At 64.0% G+C, this 19,256-nt stretch carries 14 protein-coding genes; 3 read left to right on the plus strand and 11 right to left on the minus strand.

Annotation, left to right across the window (positions count from 1 at the left end):
• Window positions 1–59 precede the first annotated feature (59 nt).
• From CLU95_RS03385 to CLU95_RS30995, 11 genes are all read right to left on the minus strand, one after another.
• Window positions 60–3,227 (minus strand): type VI secretion system Vgr family protein, encoded by a 3,168-nt coding sequence (locus tag CLU95_RS03385; protein ID WP_099790434.1) that lies wholly within the window; start codon window positions 3,225–3,227, stop codon window positions 60–62.
• Window positions 3,228–3,308: 81 nt separating this feature from the next.
• A complete protein-coding gene (locus CLU95_RS03390; RefSeq protein ID WP_099790436.1) occupies window positions 3,309–4,616 on the minus strand; it encodes a hypothetical protein in 1,308 nt (435 codons plus the stop codon).
• On the minus strand, window positions 4,613–4,759 hold the full coding sequence (locus tag CLU95_RS30815) for a hypothetical protein (RefSeq protein ID WP_180288523.1): 147 nt from the start codon (window positions 4,757–4,759) through the stop codon (window positions 4,613–4,615). The genes CLU95_RS03390 and CLU95_RS30815 overlap by 4 nt, the downstream gene beginning before the upstream one ends.
• Window positions 4,760–4,817: 58 nt before the next feature.
• Complete coding sequence (locus CLU95_RS03395) at window positions 4,818–6,101, minus strand: hypothetical protein (RefSeq protein WP_180288524.1); 1,284 nt, start codon at window positions 6,099–6,101, stop codon at window positions 4,818–4,820.
• A gap of 11 nt (window positions 6,102–6,112) precedes the next feature.
• Window positions 6,113–9,409 carry a metallophosphoesterase gene (locus CLU95_RS03400; RefSeq protein WP_099790440.1) on the minus strand — a complete coding sequence of 1,099 codons (3,297 nt, stop codon included), beginning with the start codon at window positions 9,407–9,409 and terminating at the stop codon, window positions 6,113–6,115.
• Window positions 9,410–9,412: 3 nt separating this feature from the next.
• Window positions 9,413–10,522 carry a DUF4123 domain-containing protein gene (locus CLU95_RS03405; RefSeq protein ID WP_180288525.1) on the minus strand — a complete coding sequence of 370 codons (1,110 nt, stop codon included), beginning with the start codon at window positions 10,520–10,522 and terminating at the stop codon, window positions 9,413–9,415.
• A gap of 2 nt (window positions 10,523–10,524) precedes the next feature.
• Complete coding sequence (locus tag CLU95_RS03410) at window positions 10,525–13,044, minus strand: type VI secretion system Vgr family protein (RefSeq protein ID WP_099790445.1); 2,520 nt, start codon at window positions 13,042–13,044, stop codon at window positions 10,525–10,527.
• A gap of 721 nt (window positions 13,045–13,765) precedes the next feature.
• Complete coding sequence (locus CLU95_RS03415; protein ID WP_099790447.1) at window positions 13,766–14,629, minus strand: EamA family transporter; 864 nt, start codon at window positions 14,627–14,629, stop codon at window positions 13,766–13,768.
• The gene (locus tag CLU95_RS03420; RefSeq protein WP_180288716.1) at window positions 14,626–15,243 is read right to left on the minus strand and encodes a nitroreductase family protein; all 618 of its coding nucleotides are present in this window, start codon (window positions 15,241–15,243) and stop codon (window positions 14,626–14,628) included. Before CLU95_RS03420 ends, CLU95_RS03415 begins: the two co-directional genes overlap by 4 nt.
• 59 nt (window positions 15,244–15,302) lie before the next feature.
• Window positions 15,303–15,785: an SgcJ/EcaC family oxidoreductase gene (locus CLU95_RS03425; protein ID WP_099790449.1), complete on the minus strand. Its 483-nt coding sequence runs from the start codon at window positions 15,783–15,785 to the stop codon at window positions 15,303–15,305.
• Complete coding sequence (locus CLU95_RS30995; protein WP_099790451.1) at window positions 15,782–16,363, minus strand: DUF6506 family protein; 582 nt, start codon at window positions 16,361–16,363, stop codon at window positions 15,782–15,784. Before CLU95_RS30995 ends, CLU95_RS03425 begins: the two co-directional genes overlap by 4 nt.
• 100 nt (window positions 16,364–16,463) lie before the next feature.
• On the opposite strand from CLU95_RS30995, the gene CLU95_RS03435 reads away from it, so the two are divergent.
• The 3 genes from CLU95_RS03435 to CLU95_RS03440 all read left to right on the plus strand — a co-directional run bounded on the left by CLU95_RS03435 (window position 16,464) and on the right by CLU95_RS03440 (window position 19,024).
• The gene (locus CLU95_RS03435) at window positions 16,464–17,387 is read left to right on the plus strand and encodes a LysR family transcriptional regulator (protein ID WP_099790453.1); all 924 of its coding nucleotides are present in this window, start codon (window positions 16,464–16,466) and stop codon (window positions 17,385–17,387) included.
• A gap of 166 nt (window positions 17,388–17,553) precedes the next feature.
• On the plus strand, window positions 17,554–17,709 hold the full coding sequence (locus CLU95_RS30825) for a hypothetical protein (protein WP_180288526.1): 156 nt from the start codon (window positions 17,554–17,556) through the stop codon (window positions 17,707–17,709).
• A 133-nt stretch (window positions 17,710–17,842) separates the two neighbouring features.
• Entirely contained in the window at window positions 17,843–19,024 is a 1,182-nt protein-coding gene (locus CLU95_RS03440) for a calcium:proton antiporter (protein ID WP_099790455.1), read from the plus strand.
• Window positions 19,025–19,256 lie beyond the last annotated feature (232 nt).

Consider the following 19,256-nt stretch of genomic DNA (forward strand, 5'->3'; position numbering starts at 1 on the left):
GCTTCCTCGATCTGATTTGTTCTCTTCAGGCCCGCGCAACCGCCGGGCCTGTGTTGCCGTCAACCGGCGAAGCCGGGTGTTCTGCCAGCCATGGCTGTCGCAGCGTTCGCGCTGCCCAAGGACGGCAGGCTGGGCAATGCGCCAGGCAGCTTGGGAACGAGCGACGCCACCGCACCGCTCACGCTGCCCTGCGCCGCGGCAGCCGCGCCCGCCAGCCCGCCCTTCATGCCGCCGGCCACCACGCTGCCGGCCACGCCTGCTGCAGGCGCGCCCATCGGGCCGAGTGCACCGCCAACGGACTTTCCAATGGCTTGGATCGCGGCGCCAGAGGCCATCTGCCCCGCTTGTCCCAGCAATGCCCGCGCGCCGCCTTGCTGCACGGCCTGGACGGCCGCTACGGCTTGTTGCGCCGTTCCGGCCACTTGGCCGATCTGTCCCAACGCGCCCTTGGCTCCGCCGAGAACGCCCTTGGCCGACAGCAGGTTCGCAGCAGGCAAAGCGCCCGCATCGCCTGCAGGGCTCGTCGTCGACTTTTCGTCCAGCGGCTTGGGCGGCCATTCGTGCGGTGGCCCGAAGTAACTGCCCTCGTCCCAGGGATCGCGCGGGTCCGGACCGAAGGTGATCTTGGCGCCACCGATCGGCAAGCCCGACACCGTCGCGAACCCTTTGGCATCGAGGTTGCCGCTGTGGGTGCCGCCTTCCGAATCCACCACCGTGTACTCGCCCTGCTTCACGGCCTGCCGCGGCGTGCCATCGCTCTTGATGTAGTGGTTGTGCAGATCCAGCTGCCCTTTCGGCAGCTGGGTCGGCTCCGGCAGCTTGGGCGACCCTTTGCTGTTCGGCCCGACCAGGCTGTGCACGGCCGCATGCTCGCGCCAGATGCCATTCGTGCCGCTCTCGATGCCGCTCGCATTCCAGCGTGTGTAGCTGGTGCCGCCATTGACCAGCACCTCTTCCTTGGCGGTGATGGTGATGCGATTGGCCTCCATCTTGATGTCGAGCTTGGCGATGACATTGATGCAACTCTTGAGTGCAGTGATGTCGATGTCCGCCGCTGCCGCCACCAGACGAATGCCTTTCTCGAAGGCTGCGATGCGCACCGCCTCCCTGGCGCTGACCAGCAAGCTCTTGCCCGCCGCAATGCTGGTGTGCGCCCCGCTGGTGACTGCATGGTGCTCGGTGCTCACCAGATGTATCGAGCCACCCGTGGTGGCCTCGATCCCCACAGGACTGGCCAGCACCACATGCGGCTCGTTGAGTTCGGGGAACTCGCCCTCGGTCTTGTTGCCACTGCCCGAGCCCTTGATCGCGTCGTTCTGCGCCTTCAGGCTCTTGGCCACTTCGTCCTGGTCGCCCGCCTCGTGCGCCTTGGCCTGCTGCGCCGCTTCACTCAAACCCTCGTGCAGGTCCCGCCCCTGAGTCAGGCGCTGCACCGTCTCGCCCATGTCGGTGATGTGGGCCTGGGCGTTGGCGCGCGCCTCGGTGCTGATCAGGAGTCCGTCCTGGGCCCGGATCGCGCCGTGGCCGTCCGTGCGCAGCTCGAAGCCCTGGCCCCGGGCGTCCTTGCGTCCGGCGTTGTCTTCGATGCGGGTGATGTGCCCCAGGCTCAGGGAGCTGCTGTCGTGGTCGCTCTTGAGCTGCGCCTGGATCTTGCCCTCGGTGTCGTCCAGCAGCAGGTGATTGCTCTTGCCACCGGCCTCGTTGCCGCTGGCGCCCGCCAGTTCACGGCTTCTGAGCCCGGTCAGGGCCTTTTGCTCGGGCAGCTTCCACGGCGGCATGCGCTGCGCGTTGTAGACCACACCCATGACGATGGGGTGGTCGGGGTTGCCGTCCAGGCATTGCACGATGACTTCCGAGCCGACACGAGGGGTGGAGACCGCACCGGTCTCACCGCCGGCCCATAGGCTCATCACACGCACCCAGGCCGAGCTGCGTTCGTCGCTCTGGCCTTCGCGGTCCCAATGAAATTGCACCCGGATACGCCCGTACTCGTCGGTGTGGATGCTGCCCTCGGCGGACGGCCCCACCACGGTGGCGGTCTGCGGCGCCATCACGCGCTGCTCCACGCTGTGGAAGCCGCGACCCGGCATCCATGCAACGAAGCGGCGGCTGCACGTGAAACGGTTGCTGTATTGGGCGAGTTCGCCTGCGCTTTGCAGGTAGTTGTTGCTCGCGCTGTGCTCGACCTCCAGGATCAGGAATTCGCTCTCGGGGCCTGTGCCCTGGGTGCGCCCGAAATGATCGGTGAGGCGGAAGTAGCGCCCCGGCAGTACTTGCCGGTTGTTGCCGCGCGCATCGAAGTGCTTGCCGACGGCTTCGATCTCTTCGACGCGCCGGGTGGCCAGCGCATCGCCTTCGCGGCTGGTCTTGAAATGCCGGTGGCCGCCGTACTCGTGCACTTCCAGTTGCGGAACTTCACCTTGCCGATTGCCGCTGGGGATGTCGGCGTGCTGGGGGCGCGGGTTCTTGAAGTCGAAGGCGCTGACGGCCGTGCGCCCGGACACGAGGGTGCGTGCAGCGCTCCACTGGTGGATGGCGTCTTCTTCCTGAGCGCCGCCTTCGCGCTGGAAGCGGATGTCGGGCGTGGACCCGTCCACGGCTTGGGCCAAGGTGGTGTCGTCGGCGAGAACAAGGGTGTGGCCTGTGGCCGTGTGTTCGTACCAATAGCTGTAGCCGGCGGCTTCCCAGCGCCGGTGCAGGTAGTTGTGGTCGCTCTCGCCTTGGGCACCTCCGCCTTGGGCGGCCATGGTGATGGGGAGGTCTTCGCTGCGGACTTGCCACTTCCATTGCGGCAGGGTGTCGTAGTCGTTGAAGATGGCCTGGGTCTGCTCTTTCAGGTTCTGGCGATGGAACAGGCGGTTGTTCGAACGCAAGCGCAGGTATCTCAACCAGGGGCCGAGGCGGGCTTCATAGAACGCAAGGTTGCCGTCGGTCTTGACGAGACGGAATGCGAAGACGATGCCGGTGAAGTGACGCAGGCTGCCATCCGCACGCACGAGATCGATGCACAGCATCTTGCCTTGCAGGTCTTTGAGCGCCAGGTCGGCATTGCTCGAGAGCAGCTCGGCCGTGTATTCGAAGTCGCGCGATACGCCTTCGCTCGCGTCCAGCCGGTTGATGACGAGCCGCGCACCCGCAGGCTCGCCCCCCTGGGGAAACGACAGACGCAACAGCCGGTCGTGCTGGCGGTCGAGAAGCGCCCCTCTGCTTTGGATACCTTCGGCCATTTGGCTCTACTCCCTGAAGATGCAACCATCGTCGCGATGGCCTGCTGGAAATTGATCAGACACGGTCAGTCTTCCCGCGCCTCAACGTGGCAGCTTGATGCTGGAACCCTCTTTATTGAGGTTGCGCCCAAGCTTGCCGATGTCGGTGCCGCCGACCTGCCTAAACTCCTTGATCTGGGTGTTAGACAGGTTCAGCGTTTTGGAGAAAACGACTGATCTGAGCATCAAACTGTCGATGAAGCTACTGCCAAGATTCAACGTCGAGGCAATCGTCGTGTTGCTGATCTCAAGACTCCCTATGCGACCATTGCGCAGATCAACCTCCTGAAAATTGCCCCCCTCCACCAAGAGCCGCGCTGTATTCAGGTAAGTCGCATCGATGCGACTGGATTTCAGATTCTTGAGCGTCACGCTTTGGTTGACTGGAGGGCGGCTCTTGTACGCTGGCTCCTTCTCCGCCCCACCGATCCATGGTGCTTCGGAGTCGGGCGCATTCGGCAACACGCAGTCGTTCAACAGCACGCTCGTCACACGATTGGCGGCTAGGTAGAAAACCTTCTGACCACTGCCACTGATCTTCACATCACTCAAGTCGATGGCTTTTCCCGACGCGACGGCGAGATTCATCTTCTCAGCGTTGACTCGCTCCATCAGGATGTCGCCCTTGACCGTCGCGTCGCTCAGGTTCAAGGTGCCGATGGTGCTATCCCGGATGGTGAGGGACAGCAGCATGGCAGGTCGCATGTCGAAGTCCCCGAGCAAGCGTGAGTTCTCGATCAGCACTGCCGATCCGCCGCCGTCGTCACTGACACCGCAATCGACGCTCTCGAAATCGCAGTCGCGAATCAAGTGTTGGGTCTCGCCTGTCACGTTCGTCCACTTGGCCTTGCATTTGATGAACGCGACCTCACCGTAACTACCGAAGCTGCCCCAATGGTTGGGCTCGGGATCCTTGCCGATCTGCTCGCATTGTTCGAAGGTCACGTCCAGGCTTCCCGTGTCGCCGACCACATGGCTGGAGCCGCTGATCAGGCAGCGTACGAACCGCACTTGCTTCAACACGCCGAGATTGAAGATGCCTGCAAACTTGCACCCCTCGAAGCTCGATTTCTCAATCAGCGCCTGCTTTATTTCGTAGGCACCCGCGAAATCGCAATTGACGAACTTGATGTTTCGCCATTCTTGGCCCTTGAATCTGACGCCGCTGAACTCGGCACCTTCCACCACAAGCTGCGCATCACCCATGTCCTTCTTGCGGAGCGCTGGGTCGCTCAGATAGTCGAAGGTTTTTCCGAAGTCCTTGATGTTCTTCTTACCGCTCATTTCGCATCCGTACAGAACAGCGCCCGCAACCACCGCACCGAGCTTGAGGAATCGCCTGCGCGTCATGGCGTGGTCTTTTCTGAGAAAGAAACTTTGCCTGCGATGGCAGCCTCGGTGTTGACGTCGCCGTCGGATTCGAAGATCTTGGCCAGCCATTTCCAATCCGAAACCTCCTCCTTCTCTCCGCCGAGATGACCAAGATTGGGCATCGTTCTCCTCACATTCGTTCTCACCGCACTGATCGGACATTCGCAGCCTTCCCGCGCCTCAACGTGGCAGCTTGATGTTGGAGCCTTCCAGCTTCAAACCCCGCCCTAGCCTCTTGAGGTCGGTGGTCCCACGTTGCTTGAACTCCTTGATCTGCGCCCCGCTCATATTCACAGACCTTGTGAAACTCACATCGTCCAGCTCCAACACCTCCGCGCGAGTGTTCGTGAAATCAGCTTCCCCAATCTCCACCTTCCTGAGTACGAGATTCTTGGTATTGAGATGCTGAGATTGCAGTTGGGGGATCTTGCTGTCGCGAATCAAAATAGATTGGCTGACACTCGACGTGCGGGTCGGTTCCTTAAGAGAGAAGCCTCCTGCGATCGTGACCCCATCGGTGCCGTTACCGCCTCGTATCGAGCCTACGCCGAAGGTCGTTCCCTCAATCGAGATCGCCCTGATCCCACCGGCGAAGGCCTCGAACACATCCATTCCGTTGCCTGCGATCTTGCTGTCTCGCACAGTGAAACTGTTGGCATTCTTGACATAGCCGAGGATCACACCGGCAGTCACTCGCTCCATCAGGATGTCGCCCTTGACCGTCGCGTTTGTCATGTCGAAGGTGCCTTCGATGAGAGTGTCACGGATGATGAGGGATTGGAAGTCTGCGGGGACCATGCTGAACACACCACGCAACTTGCTGTCTTCGATCGACACATCAGCGAAGACTCCGCCCGACTCCTTGCTTCGGGGTGTGCACTTCGTATCTTCAAACTCGCATTGCCGAAGCGTGAGCTTTGCGTGTCCTTCAATGACAAAGTACTTTGCTGTGCAGCGAATGAATTCCGCTTCGCCATCGCTGCCGACACCTCCCCAGTGATTCCGATCGGGATTGGTGCCAACGAACCGACAAGATTCAAAAACAAGAGCCGTGCTCTTCTCGCCGGCATACCCTATGGAACCGTCCGTCCATGCGCATCGCAAGAAGTGAACACGGTTGGTCTTGCCGTATCCAAAGATGCCAGAGAACCGACAGTCTTCGTACCGAACGTCCGTGGAGTTTCCAATCTTGATCTGATACGCACCGACGAAGTCGCAATTCCTGAACAGGATGTGACTCCAGTCAACGTACTGAAAACTTTCACCGCTGATCTCCGCACCCTCGACGGTAAGTAAGGCGTCTCCGACTTCCTTTTTGCGAAGCTCTGGGTCTTTGAGGTACTGGAAGATCTTTCCAAGCTCGCGGATGTTCTTTTTGGACGTGGCCATGTTGCAAGCGGTCAAGAGTGGGCTTGAGGAAATGATCAGCGCGGGAAGCGCAGTCAAAGCGGAGCGACGATTCATTGAGTAGGAGATCACTTGGGTCTGATTGCCTCGAGCGGCGGTAGATATCCCACGGCGGGAAAGTGTTCGGCCAGGAAATACCAATCCGGCACCTCCCCCTTCTCTCCTCCGACACGGCCAAGACCGGCCATCGTTCTCCCTGCGTTCGTGCTCACCACAGCGATCGGAAAAACCCATGGATCGGTGCATTGCATGTGCAGGGCCCAGTCTTCGTCTGCTTTCATCGGTTCAGGCTTTCGCAGCCCCACCTCACAAAAGGTCACCTGGATGCGCCGGAATGCCGAATCGGCCTGCTTGCCCACGACACCTGTTGCAAAGGCTCTTGAGAGTGCCGCCATTCCTTCGTTGCTGACCGTCGCGTTGCCGGGAGAGCCAAGCGTGTCCAGCTTTGTGTCTACGCGATGCCATTTGCGAACGTCGTTCTTCTCGGAATCCTTTCCGCCCTCAAACACCCACAGCGTCAAGCTCACGATGCAGTTGAGCTTTTTCATCTGTCGACTCAGTCGAAGCGGGATCTGCGTGTTGCCCATCGCAAACTGAGGAATGTCGCCAAACTCAAGCGGCTTGTCGATGTTGCCCTTCGCCGGCAGGCCGCTCATCACATGCAGGTAGTCCAGCGCCACGCACAGCCTTGGCTTCTCGTTGTACGCCTTGCCGTCTTCGATGCGGCAGCGACGCGTGCTGACCTGGCTGATCTTGCCCGTGGCCGGCTCCAGCAAGGTGCCCGCAGGTGGCCGCCCTGTCCATGCGCTGAGTTCACCATCCAGGTTCTGATAGCCAATCGGACCACCGCAACTGCTGACGATCAGGGCCGTCTGCGTATCGGCGGGCACGGTCCGCACCTGGTGAATCCCCGGGTCCGTGGCCGATACAACCTGGATGTAGGGCTTGGTATCCGGTCCGTCGCTTTGCCACTCGACCTGATAGACGCCGCTTCGATGGCTATGGCCTGACAAATGCCAGTCGACCTGTGCACCGCCCTTGGGTCTGCGCCGGCCCGCGCGCACGTAGTGTTCAAAGTAGTGGGCAAGCCCTCGCTCGCAGGTCCCCACATTGACGTGGTTGAAACCCGCCGGCTCATCCGGCAGGCCGGTAGCGCTGTTGTGCGGCCACAAGCGCGCCTGGACCAACCTCTTCTTCACGTTGCTGTACGGCTGCGGCTCGTCAAAGCTCACGATGGTGAAGTGGCTGGCTACCGTAAGGCTTGCTTTGCTGCCGGCAGCCTTGTACTTTTGAGCCTGGGAGAGCAACTCGAATTGCGCTGTGCTCCACGACTCTGTGGCGCGCGGCAAGATGCCCGCGCCTTGCCTGTCCACACCACCGAAGTCTTTCAGATATGGCAATTTGGTGGGATCGACCATTTCGCCCAGATTCTTGAAGTTTTCGTCGGCACCCCAACCCATCGGCGCGATGACCTGGAGGGTTCCTGCCGCACTGTCATCGTCACTCTGGGCACCATAGGCGACCACCACATCGGCCAACGGCGTGAACAGCGCATAGAACCAGTCGAACTGACCGCTGTGAAAATTGAATCCCGTCAGAGCCTGTCCGTAGGTTGGACCATATGCCAGGCAGGCTTCGTAGATGGTCATGTTGTGGTCACGACTCATCCCTTCATTGGCTTTGCCGCGGGTCCAGTCGCTGGCCGCTTCGATCTGCTTGCGGTGCGCTGCAAGTTCGCTGCCGTCCAGGGTGCCGCGGGCCGTCTTGAGCGCCTTCGAGAGACCGTCGTTGAGGCCACCCAGCCCGTTCTCAGCAGCGCGGGCGACCTGCTCGACACCTTCTACGCCCCGACCTGCCGCTTCGCTTGGAGAAACGCCGGTGGCTGACTTGAACCAGCCGGACACCTTGTCGACGACGGTCCCCGCTCGATCACGCAAGGCACCGCCACTGCCAGTGACCGCGGCCCTGGCAATCTCGCTGCGTTTCGCGGGGTCGGCCGCGGTTTCCAGCACGCCCAGCTTGAATGCCCAGTTGGTCATGTCTCCAGCCTCTACCCGCGCACTGATGCCGTAGGGCACCTGGTACGCCTCATGGTTGCCGCTGGTCATGAAGACGGGCAGGCTGTGCTTGCGGTACATCTCACGCACCAGGCTGAACACGAGCATGTCGTCCAGCCCGCGCGGGTACAGCCTCTTGCCGTTGGCCGGGTCATCGATGTTCGCCAGCAGGTTGAAGCTCTTCCATTGCTCGCCGATGGCCTTGTTGCCCGTCGCTTTTCCTGCGGCAACCTGTGCCGGGTTGAGGTTGCGGTTGAAATCGATCAGGTCGCCGGTGAGCAGCACCGCGTCGGCCTTCTCGACTTTGTCGCCACCCAAAGCCATCTTCTCGAACAAGGCGCGCAGCGCATCGAAGCTGTTGCACACCTTGGTGCCGACAGGCGCATTCCATTTCGCGCCGGTCACATCGCCTTCCAGCACCTGGGCCATGCTCTTGCCCATCGCGGTATGGCGAACATTCACGTGCACGTCGGACAGGTGGCCCAGCTTCAATGGACGTGCGGGCATGTACTTCACGGGGTGCCAGCTCTGCAGGCGTTCGCCCGAGCCGGTTTTTTGCGGCGGCAACTGGTTGGCCGTGGTGCGGGCGCCCTTGGACAGGTCGAACTCCTGGATGTTCGCGAAGTGGAAAGGGTCCTTGGTGGATTGCTCCCGCAGGAACTTGGCAATCATCAGGTCCTGCGGCTCGGCGTGCGTGGCGTTGGGCAGAAGCTGCTTGCCGGCGTCGTTGAGTTTGACCATCCAGGCAAAGCTCATGAAGCTGCCCGAATTAATGCCCTGGAACGGCGCGGCCTTCAGGTCGATCTCTATCTCGTAGATGTCGCCGCCTTGCAGATCCTTGTAGACCTGTGCCGCCATCGGTGCGATGGTGGCAAAAGGCCGCCGATGGCGATCCTTGATGAGCACCCCCGCTCCGAAGCGGCCGACGCGCCAAGCCTTGATGTGCTGCGGGGCCGTTGCGCAAGTGTTGCCATCGCCGAACAGCGTACCGGTGGTCGTGTCGGTCTGGGTGCCTTTCTCCTTGATGGAGTAAAGCCGCAGATGACGGTCGACAAAGACATGCAGGTTGGGCGCAGGCGCGGGGATGAGACCTCCTGCACCCGAGGCCGCCTTCAAGCTCGACTCGCCGACGATGAAGATGCTGCACTTGGTCTGCCCTTCCTTGAGCAGCAGCGGCGTTCCCAGGCTCGGATAAAGGATGAGTGCCGATTTATCGACCGGGTCGCTGCAATCGCAAACGCCTGGAATGCGGTTCTTGGCGGATTGCGCGTTGGCAGCGCTGCTGCCGAGGTTGGGAACGGTGGCCATGATTCAGCGAACTTCGGTGCGCGGGATGTGAAAGGGGTGTGCGGACACGGCAGCAAGGCGTCGTTGGCGCAGGGGTTCGAGCAGTGCGTGCGAATGCAGCGCAAGCACCTGCGGCGCCGCCTCGACCAGGTCTTGCCACACCGCGTTGTCGACGTCCGCGATGGCGGCACCGAGGCCTTGCTCGCCGGTTGCCGCAGCGGCAATCATGGGCTGCAGTGCCTGTGCCTTGGCAATATCGGGGTGCAGGCGCAACCCCATGGCAAGCAACATGTATTGATCGGCCCACTCGCCCAAACCAAGGCGCCGGGCATCGTCGCTCAATTGGTGGGCCAGGCGGCGTTGCAACGCCGGTGCCATGTGATCGAGTTCACCAGGCTCGATGTCGTTCTCGCGCACGGAAGCGAGCATGGTTTCTGCCGTGTTGAGTTGGTCGAGTGCCAGCAACAGTGTCTGGTCAAGCGGCAGCGGCTCGGCACGCGGAGCCGCCCTGTTGAGAATGGAGCCCTGCACCATGCGCGGCGAGAAGTCGGCGCGCCAGGCGGCCCACCATTGAAATGCCTGCATGAACTGCTGGCGATCCGCTGCAGGCCAACAGCCGGGCATCTCCAGGCCGATGCGTGGGTCGAACCAGCGCAGCACGGCACCACAGGATTCGTCGCCCTCGATCGTTGGGTCCGGCGGAATCAGGCCTTCGAGCCAGCTTCTCATGTGAATCGCCAGATCGCCCAACGCGAGGGATGAGCCCACCATGCTCAACGCATGATGAACGCCCGCATGCAGGGCCAGCGTCTCCAGCAGAGCGCCCGAAGGCTGTACCGGAAGCTGGATCAACCATGGCCCCTGATCGGCCAGTTCGGATTCGGGCGTGCCCTCGAACAAGCGCTCCACCTCCAGCCCATGCGCTCGGACACCGAGGGCGATCGCCTCGCGCTCGGCCATTTCGCATTGGCCGAGTTCGACCAATGCGTAGCGCGGCATGCTCGCACTGCAGGCCAACAGAACACCCATGTCATGTGCCAGTGCCTGCGCGACTTCCTTGTTGAACACCGCAGGCGCGTGCGGCGGCAGGCCGCCGTGGGCCCGCGTCGCTTGTGGGGTTGGGTACACGGACACGGTCACTGTCGGGGTGCCACCGCGGCAGCACGCGCTGCAGCCTTTGCCATGCACTCTTTGCACACGGCTTGAGGCAAACGAATCTCCGGCACCGGCAGGCTTTTGGGGCCCGTTGTGACATGGGAAGCCGCGTGCTCGCGCCAGATGCCCTTGGTGCCGTTCGCAATGCCTGCTCGACCCCAATGGGTGTAGCTGGTGCCGCCGTTGATGATCACTTCTTCTTTCGCAGTGATCGTTATCCTGTTGGCTTCGGCCTTGACGTCCAGCTTGGCCAGGATGTTGATGTTGTCCTTCAAGGCCTGGATGTCGATATCGGAATTGGCAGCAATGAGCCGCATGCCTTTCTCGAACGCCGCGATGCGCACCGCCTCCTTGGCACTGACCAGCAAGCTCTTGCCCGCCGCGATGCTGGTGTGCGCCCCGCTGGTGATCGCATGGTGCTCGGTGCTCACCAGATGCATCGAGCCCCCGGTGGTGGCCTCTATCCCTACAGGACTGGCCAGCACCATATGCGGCTCGTTGAGTTCGGGGAACTCGCCTTCGGCCCTGTTGCCGCTGCCCGAGCCTTTGACCGCATCGTTCTGCGCCTTCAGGCTCCTGGTCACTTCGTCTTGGTCACCGGCCTCGTGCGCCTTGGCCTGCTGCGCCGCTTCACTCAAGCCCTCGTGCAGCTCCCGCCCCTGGGTCAGGCGCTGCACCGTCTCGCCCATGTCGGTGATGTGGGCCTGGGCGTTGGCGCGCGCCTCGGTGCTGATCAGGAGTCCGTCCTGGGCCCGGATCGCGCCGTGGCCGTCCGTGCGCAGCTCGAAGCCCTGGCCCCGGGCATCCTTGCGTCCGGCGTTGTCTTCGATGCGGGTGATGTGCCCCAGGCTCAGGGAGCTGCTGTCGTGGTCGCTCTTGAGCTGCGCCTGGATCTTGCCCTCGGTGTCGTCCAGCAGCAGGTGATTGCTCTTGCCACCGGCCTCGTTGCCGCTGGCGCCCGCCAGTTCACGGCTTCTGAGCCCGGTCAGGGCCTTTTGCTCGGGCAGCTTCCACGGCGGCATGCGCTGGGCGTTGTAGACCACGCCCATGACGATGGGATGGTCGGGGTTGCCGTCCAGGCATTGCACGATGACTTCCGAGCCCACGCGGGGCGTGGAGACGGCGCCCGTCTCGCCGCCGGCCCATGGGCTCATCACACGCACCCAGGCCGAGCTGCGTTCGTCGCTCTGGCCTTCGCGGTCCCAATGAAATTGCACCCGGATGCGCCCGTACTCATCGGTGTGGAGGCTGCCCTCGGCGGACGGGCCCACCACGGTGGCGGTCTGCGGCGCCATCACGCGCTGCTCCACGCTGTGGAAGCCGCGACCCGGCGTCCATGCAACAAAGCGGCGGCTGCAGACGAAACTGTTGCTGTACTCGGCCCACGACCCCTTGGGTTTTCCTTCTGCGGTGGCGGGCTCCTGCAGGTAGTTGTTGCTCGCGCGGTGCTCCACCGAGAGAACGAGGAATTCGCTCTCGGAGCTTTCGCCTTGCGTGCGTCCGAAGTGGTCGGTCAGCCGGAACCAGCGCCCGGGCAGCACCAAGCGGTTGTTGCCCTGCGCCTCGAAGCGCCTGGCCTTCGCCTCGATCTCGCCAATGCGCCGGCGTGCCACGCCTTCACCGTCGAGCGAGGTCTTGAAGTGACGCGCGCCGCCGTACTCATGCACCTCCAACCGGGGCACGTCGCCCTGCTGGTTATTGCTGGGCATCGCGGCATGCTGGGGACGCGAGTTCTTGAAGTCGAAGGCGCTGACGGCCGCTTGCGCCGAGACCAGCTCGCGCACCGCGCTCCATTGGCCAATGCCGTCTTCTTCTTGCGCGCCACCCTCCTCCTGGAACCGGATCTCCGGGGACGAGCCATCCACGGCCTTGGCAAGCGTGCTGTCGTCGCACACATGCAGGGTGTGACCCTCGGCCGAATGCTCGTACCAATAGCTGTAGCCCGCGGCCTCCCAGCGCCGGTGCAGGTAGTTGTGGTCAGTCTCCCCGCCGGCCCCGCCCCCCTGCACCGCCATCGTGTGAGGTGCGTCTTCGCCGCGGACAAGCCACTCCCATTGGGGCAACACGCCGTAGTCGCCGAAGATGGCCTCGGTCTGCGCGCGCAGCGTCTGGCGATGGAAGAGGCGATTGTTCGCCCGCAGCCGCAGGTACTTCAACCACGGGCCGAGCCGGGCTTCATAGAAGGCCACGTTGCCGTCCGTTCGCACGAGCCTGAACTCGAAGACGATGCCGGTGAAATAGCGAAGCGTTCCGTCGGGGCGCACCAGCTCGACGCAAAGCATCTTGCCCTGCAGGTCCTTGAGCGCCAGATCGGCATTGCTGCTCAAGAGCCCGACCGTGAAATCGAAGTCGCGCGACAGGCCTTCCGAAGCAGAAAGGGTGTTGACCACGAGGTCGGCACCTGCGGGCTCACCACCCTGGGGGAACGACAGTCGCAACAGCCGGTCGTGCTGGCGGCCAGCGACAAGCTCCGCGAGATGACGGCTCGACGGGTCGCTCATCGGATGCGCCCGTGCAAGAACAATCTCGCCACGATGTGGTTCACGCGGATTCCTCCCCTTTGATTCTTGTTTTCAAGAAATGCGCGCAGTCACGCGCCTTGCCCAACTGCATGCAAACACATCAGGCCCGCTCCCAACCTGATCATGTGAAGCTGAATTTTCTTGTTATTTGATCGTCATTTTCTCACGCGTACCAGAGGAGTTTTCTGGGATTTATCGCGAGTAAGCCATTGGTTTCCCAATCGGAAGCCGAGACGCTTCTGGCTTCAAAGACACCTGACTAAGGTGTAAGACAAAACAGTAAATGACTCGTGAAAACGAAGAGTCAATCACCTGAAAGTTCAAACTTTATCCAGCCGGCCTGGTGGGGTAACAAGGCGTGTCTGTAACGCAGGAGCTGCGCGCGACCTCGACGTGCGCAAGAGCGCACTGCGCAAGTGGGGGGCGCGCTCTACAGCTTCGATCTTCCAACACAGTTCTGCCACACGGTCCTCTGCCTTGCACAGGTTCTCCTGTCGCGTGGGCTCACGAATCCATGGACGAGCGTTTTGGCAGCGGATTGATAGATCCGCCGCATGGCTTTGGCCATCGCTCTCCATCTTCAATAGCTCGCCTGCAGGTCTTTTTTTGAGGCCCCGCTTGAGGCGCGGCGGGGATTCTGCGGACAGTCATCTCACAAAGAAGGTCGACCGCATCCCTTGCGAGAAAAATGACTGCGACCTCATCGCGAGCCCGCCCTCGCCTGCGCGCGCTGCGCCACCCCGATGCTGCAGATCACCACCACGAGCCCCGCAATCTGCGCCGCCGTGAGCGTCTGCTGCAGGAACACGCCGCCGAGCACCACCGCCGTCAGCGGGCTCAGGAAGCCGAGCGACGACACGACCGACGACTCCAGCCGCGCGATGCCGCGAAACCACAGGATGTAGGTCAATGCTGCGCCCACCAGCCCGAGCCATGCGAGCCCCAGCAGGCTGGGCGTCGTGAACGCGGGCAGCACCGGATCGAGCGCGAGCGACACCGGCACCAGCAGCAGCCCACCCGCCGTGAGCTGCCACGCGGTGAAGGTGAGCGGCGAAACCGGCGGCTGCCAGCGTCGGCTCAGCACCGTGCCGCAGGCCATCGACGCCGCGCCCGCGAGGCCCGCAGCGATGCCGACCGGATCGAGCGTCGCGCGCGGCGTGAGCACCAGCAACGCCACGCCGCCCAACCCCGCCAGCGCCGCGACGATCGACAAGGGCCGGATGGGGCTGCGCAAGAGAACGTATGCCAACCCGATCACCAGCAGCGGCTGCACCGCGCCCACGGTCGCCGCCACGCCGCCCGGCAGCCGGTAGGCCGACACGAACAGCATCGCCCAGAAGAACGAGAAGTTGAGCGCGCCGAGCACGAACACCCGCCCCCACCACGCGCCGCGCGGCAGTTGCCGCACGACGAGCAACAGCAGCAGCCCCGCGGGCAGCGCGCGCAGCATGGCGACCGTCATCGGCGGCCAGCCCGCGAGGAACTCGGTGGTGACGATGTAGGTACTGCCCCAGATGGCCGGCGCGATCGCCGTGAGCCACAGGTCGGTGGCGCGCGCCTTCACAGGATGTCGAGCACTTCGGCCAGCGGGCGGCGCGGCTTCTGCGGCCAGTTGCCGGGCGCGGCGCGGCCCACGGCCACGAGCACCACAGGCACCTCGTGCGGCTTCAGGTCGAACTCGCGGGCCACGCCCTCGGGGTCGAAGCCGACCATCGGCCCCGACACGAGCCCCTGCGCCTCGGCGGCGTGGATGAGCGTGGCGGCACCGAAGGCGGCGCTGCGCACGGCCTCGTCGCGCGCGGTGCGCGGGTCGTCGGCGTACTGCAGGCGCGCGCCTTCGCGCCAGCCGGCCGCCGTGTCGGGCGACATGAAGCCGGCTTCCATGAAGGGGCGCAGCCGCTCCGACAGCGCATCGTGGTCGGGCAGCAGGCCGCAGACGATGAAGGTGACGGCGGCTTCGGTCACCTTGGGCTGGTTGTGCGCCACCTGCCGCAGCCGCGCCTTCGCCTGTGGCGTGCGTGCCGCGATGAAGCGCCAGTTCTGCAGGTTGTAGGCCGTGGGCGCGCGCGTGGCGAAGCGGATCAGCGATTCGATCTCTTCGCTTTGCAGCACGTGGGTGGGGTCGAAGCGGTTGGCCGAGGCACGTTGTTCGATGAGGGTCAGCGCGGGATGGGTCATGGGAATGGGAATGGGAATGGCAACGGTGAAAGAAGAGGAGAAAAAGAAGACAGGCGCGGTCATGGGCGGACTGGCTGCGCCTGCGCGGCAATGGAGGCTTCCTGGCGCGGCGTGTTCTGGCCGGCGGCGATCATCCAGCCGTCGCCCTGCTTGCTCATCACGTACAGCGGGCGCCCTTCGGCCCGCCCCGCCAGCGGCGCACCGACCGCGTCGACCGGGCGCTGGCGCACGTTGACGACCGCGATGGCGTCACTGAGGAAAGTGATGTGCTCCACGTCGTAGAACGCGTGCTCGTCGCCGATGGCGGGCGTGAGCACGCTGGCGGTGAACTCGCGGATCTTCGGCCAGTCGTTGAGTCGCCGGCCAAAAGCTGTCACCCACACGGCCTCGGGCGTGAGCAGGCGAGTGAAGCCGTCGACATCGCGCGCCCGCTGCGTCGATTCGACACGGGCGACGACGCCGTCGATGAGTGCGATGTCGTGCGTGCGGTGCCGCGGCGACGAGGCCGCGTAGCTCACGGTCGGGCGCGGGCGCAGCCTCATGCGGGGTCCCCGTGATGCGTCGCGTCGAGCGTGAAGCTGCCGACACCGACCGGCGCGCGCCCCTGCACCGCGTCGATGACGGCGGCAGCACCGGCGCTCGTGAAGCCGCCGTAGAGTTCGATGAGCCCCACGCCGTCGGCCACCAGCCCCCGCGCCGCGGCGACGGCAGCGGCCTCGTCGGGCACCGGCACGAAGGTCGTGTGCTCGCGCATGAAGGTCTGCACGAAGCGGTCTCGGCGCGCGTCGGCGCCGGGCTCCAGGAAGATGAAGGCGGCCGGCAGCGGCGCGCCGTCGGCATGGGCCTGGCTGAAGCGCGCGGCCGGCGCCAGCGACTCCATGCCGAAGGTGACCGAGCTGACCTGCACGCCCGGGCCGGCGGCGGCGCTCACCAGCGGGCGCCAGCGGGGCGAGACGCCGCCGCACAGCTCGATGAGCTCCACGCCGCCCTTCGCCAGATCGATGGCCACGTCGGCCAGTTCGCCGGGGTGACCGACCGCCACGATGGTCAGGTCGTTTCGCTCGAGATGGTCGCGCCGGGGGTCGGCGCCGGTGGCTTCGTAGACGATGGCTTTCTTCATGGCTGACTCCAGGAAAGGGAGAAGAGGACTCCATGCTCTCGCAGGCCATCGATCTGCACAATTGATAAAATTTAGATCGAATTGATCACAAAATCAGATCATGCTGGATGCCCTCACCCTCGACCAATTGCGCGTCTTCGTCTCGATCGCAGACCGGGGCTCCTTCCGCGCGGCGGCCGGCTCGCTCGGGCGGGCGCAGTCCGGCCTCAGCGCCGCCATTGCCAACCTCGAATCCGAGCTGCGCCTGTCGCTGTTCGACCGCTCGCAGCACCGCCCGGTGCTCACCGAGGCCGGCGCCACGCTGCTGGCGGAAGCGCGCACGCTGCTGATCAAGGCCGACGCGTTCCGCGCGCGGGCCAACAGCTTCAGCGAAGGGGTCGAAGCCGAACTGCGCATGGCGCAAGACCCGCTGCTGCCGCTGCCGCTCGTGGCCGAGGCCATTCGTCGTTTTCAGGCGGAGTTCCCCAGCGTGCGGCTGGAACTCGAAACCGCACCCATGACGTCGGCGCTCACAGCCGTGCTGGAAGGCCGCTGCGACCTCGGGCTCACGGCCGCGGAGGAACACGATCCGCATGTGGCGTCGGAAGGAGTCGGCGAAATCGCGGGCATGGTCGCGGTGTGCCATCCCGATCACCCGCTGGCGCAGGCCACTGCCACGCGATGGACCACGGTCGACCTGGCAGACCACGTGCAGGTCGTCGTGGCCGACCCGTCGGCCCGCTCGCAAGGCCGCAACTTCGGCGTGCTCTCGCAGAAGACCTGCCGCGTCAGCGAGATCGCGACCAAGCACGCGCTGATCCTCGGCGGTGTCGGCTGGGGGCACCTGCCGCTGTGGATGGTGCAGGCCGACCTGAAGGCGAAGCGGCTGGCGCACGTGCCGCTGGCCATGCAGCAGACCTCGGCGCCGCGGCCGTTGCCGGTCTACCTGATCCGCCGGATCGACCGACCGTTCGGCCCTGCGGCGTCGGGACTCAGCCGCATTTTTTCGGACGCTTTCCGTGGCCGGAAGCTGCCGAATACCTAGAACAGGTGAGTGTGCTTGTTTACATTTGTCGTAAGAATGAATACTTTCAATTCCCAGTAGCCGAAGAGCCACAGAGCTTGGTCAGGGTGGGATCTGGACAGCATGGTCATTCGGACAAATGTCGTCGTCTCATTCGGTTTCTGCCTGCCCCTGCCACCCTCAGGACATGGATCGCCAGCCGCGCAGCGGGTGGATGCGCCTGCTGCCCTGGCTGCGCCTGTACCGCTGCTCGATCTGCAGCAAGATGCACCTTCTTTCCAAGCAGAAGGTAGACAACGCCCGCCTCCTGCACGCGGCCCAGGTGCGCGCCCGCGGGGGCTGAGGGCGCCCGACCGCAGTTTCCCTGCTATCATTTTTTCGTTCGCGCGCCCTGCGCGAACCGGGCCGAGGACGACCTCGGCCCCGCACACCACCACCTTGCAAGGGACGGCCCTTCACTTCTCACGAAGTCCTTCATGGCCGACCTGTCCTCGCCCCCTTCTCCTCGCACTCCCCACGGCGCGCCGCAGCGCCTCGCGCCGCCCGCCACCTGGGCCCTGATCGCCGCCGCCTGGCTCGTGGTCGGGCTCTTCGTTGCCTTTGGCGACCGCTGGCTGGCCGCGCCGATCAACCCCGTGGTGGCCGGCTGCGTTTTTCTGGCGCTGTTCGTCACCATCCTGGCCGCGTCGTTCGGCGTGGTGCGCGAGGCGGACCATCTGGCGCACCAGCTGGGCGAGCCCTACGGCACGCTGATCCTCACGCTGTCGATCGTATCGATCGAGGTGATCCTCATCGCGTCGGTGCTGCTCGGGCCCGGGGAGTTTCCGACCATCGGGCGCGACTCGATCTTCGCCGTGATGATGATCATCCTGAACCTCGTCATCGGCATCTGCCTCATTGCCGGTTCGGCCCGCCACGGCGACCAGGAATACAACGCGCAGGGCACCACGGCCTACGTGTCGATGATCGTGCTGCTGACCGGCACGGCGCTGGTGCTGCCCAACCACACGACGGGCGCGGGCGAGTTCACACCGGTGCAGGCCATCGGCATGTCGGTGCTCACCGCCGTGCTGTACGGCGCCTTTCTCTGGATGCAGATGCGCAGCCACCAGCGCTTCTTCATCCAGCCGGCGCCGGGGCATTTCTCGGTCCGGGCGACCGCGCCCTCCCCCGCGGCACAGTCGGCGCACGGCGGCCTGGACAAGCGCGCCGTGGTCGTGCGCTCGCTGCTGTTGCTCGCGATGATCCTGCCCATCGTGCTGCTCGCGCACTACCTCGCGGTGGTCACCGACTACGGCATTGCCGCGGCCGGCGCGCCTGCCGCGGTGGGCGGCGTGCTCATCGCCATCATCGTGTTCACGCCCGAGTCGATCACCGCCGTGCGCGCCGCGATGAACAACGAGATGCAGCGCGCCATCAACCTGTGCCTGGGCGCCTTCGTCTCCACCGTGGGGCTCACGGTGCCGGCCGTGCTGGTCATCGGGTTGGTCACGGGCAAGCAGGTGCTCATGGGCATCTCGGGCGCCGAAACCCTGCTGTTCGCGGTGACGGCCGTGCTGACGATGCTGAGCTTCAACGGGCAGCGCACGTCGCCGATCCAGGGACTCATGCACCTGCTGCTGTTTGCGGTCTACGGGATGCTGCTGTTCCTGCCCTGAACTCGCGCAGGACACGGGGCTGAAAAAGCACGACCGGGGTACCCAACGGCACCGCCTTCGCGAAGGGAGGCGGACGGCCTTGCGAGGTACCGCGCCATCGCCATGGGTTTGCACGCGACCCCGTGCAGAAGCCCCTGCACATGAAATCCAATGCAAATATAGTTACCAAGTGTTAATGGAATGCGATTTCAATTGCTTCTGAACACCAAAGTAGTAATGTGAACTCGTCACA

Origin of the sequence: Variovorax sp. 54, assembly GCF_002754375.1 — a bacterium.
In the GTDB taxonomy this organism is placed as follows: domain Bacteria; phylum Pseudomonadota; class Gammaproteobacteria; order Burkholderiales; family Burkholderiaceae_C; genus Variovorax.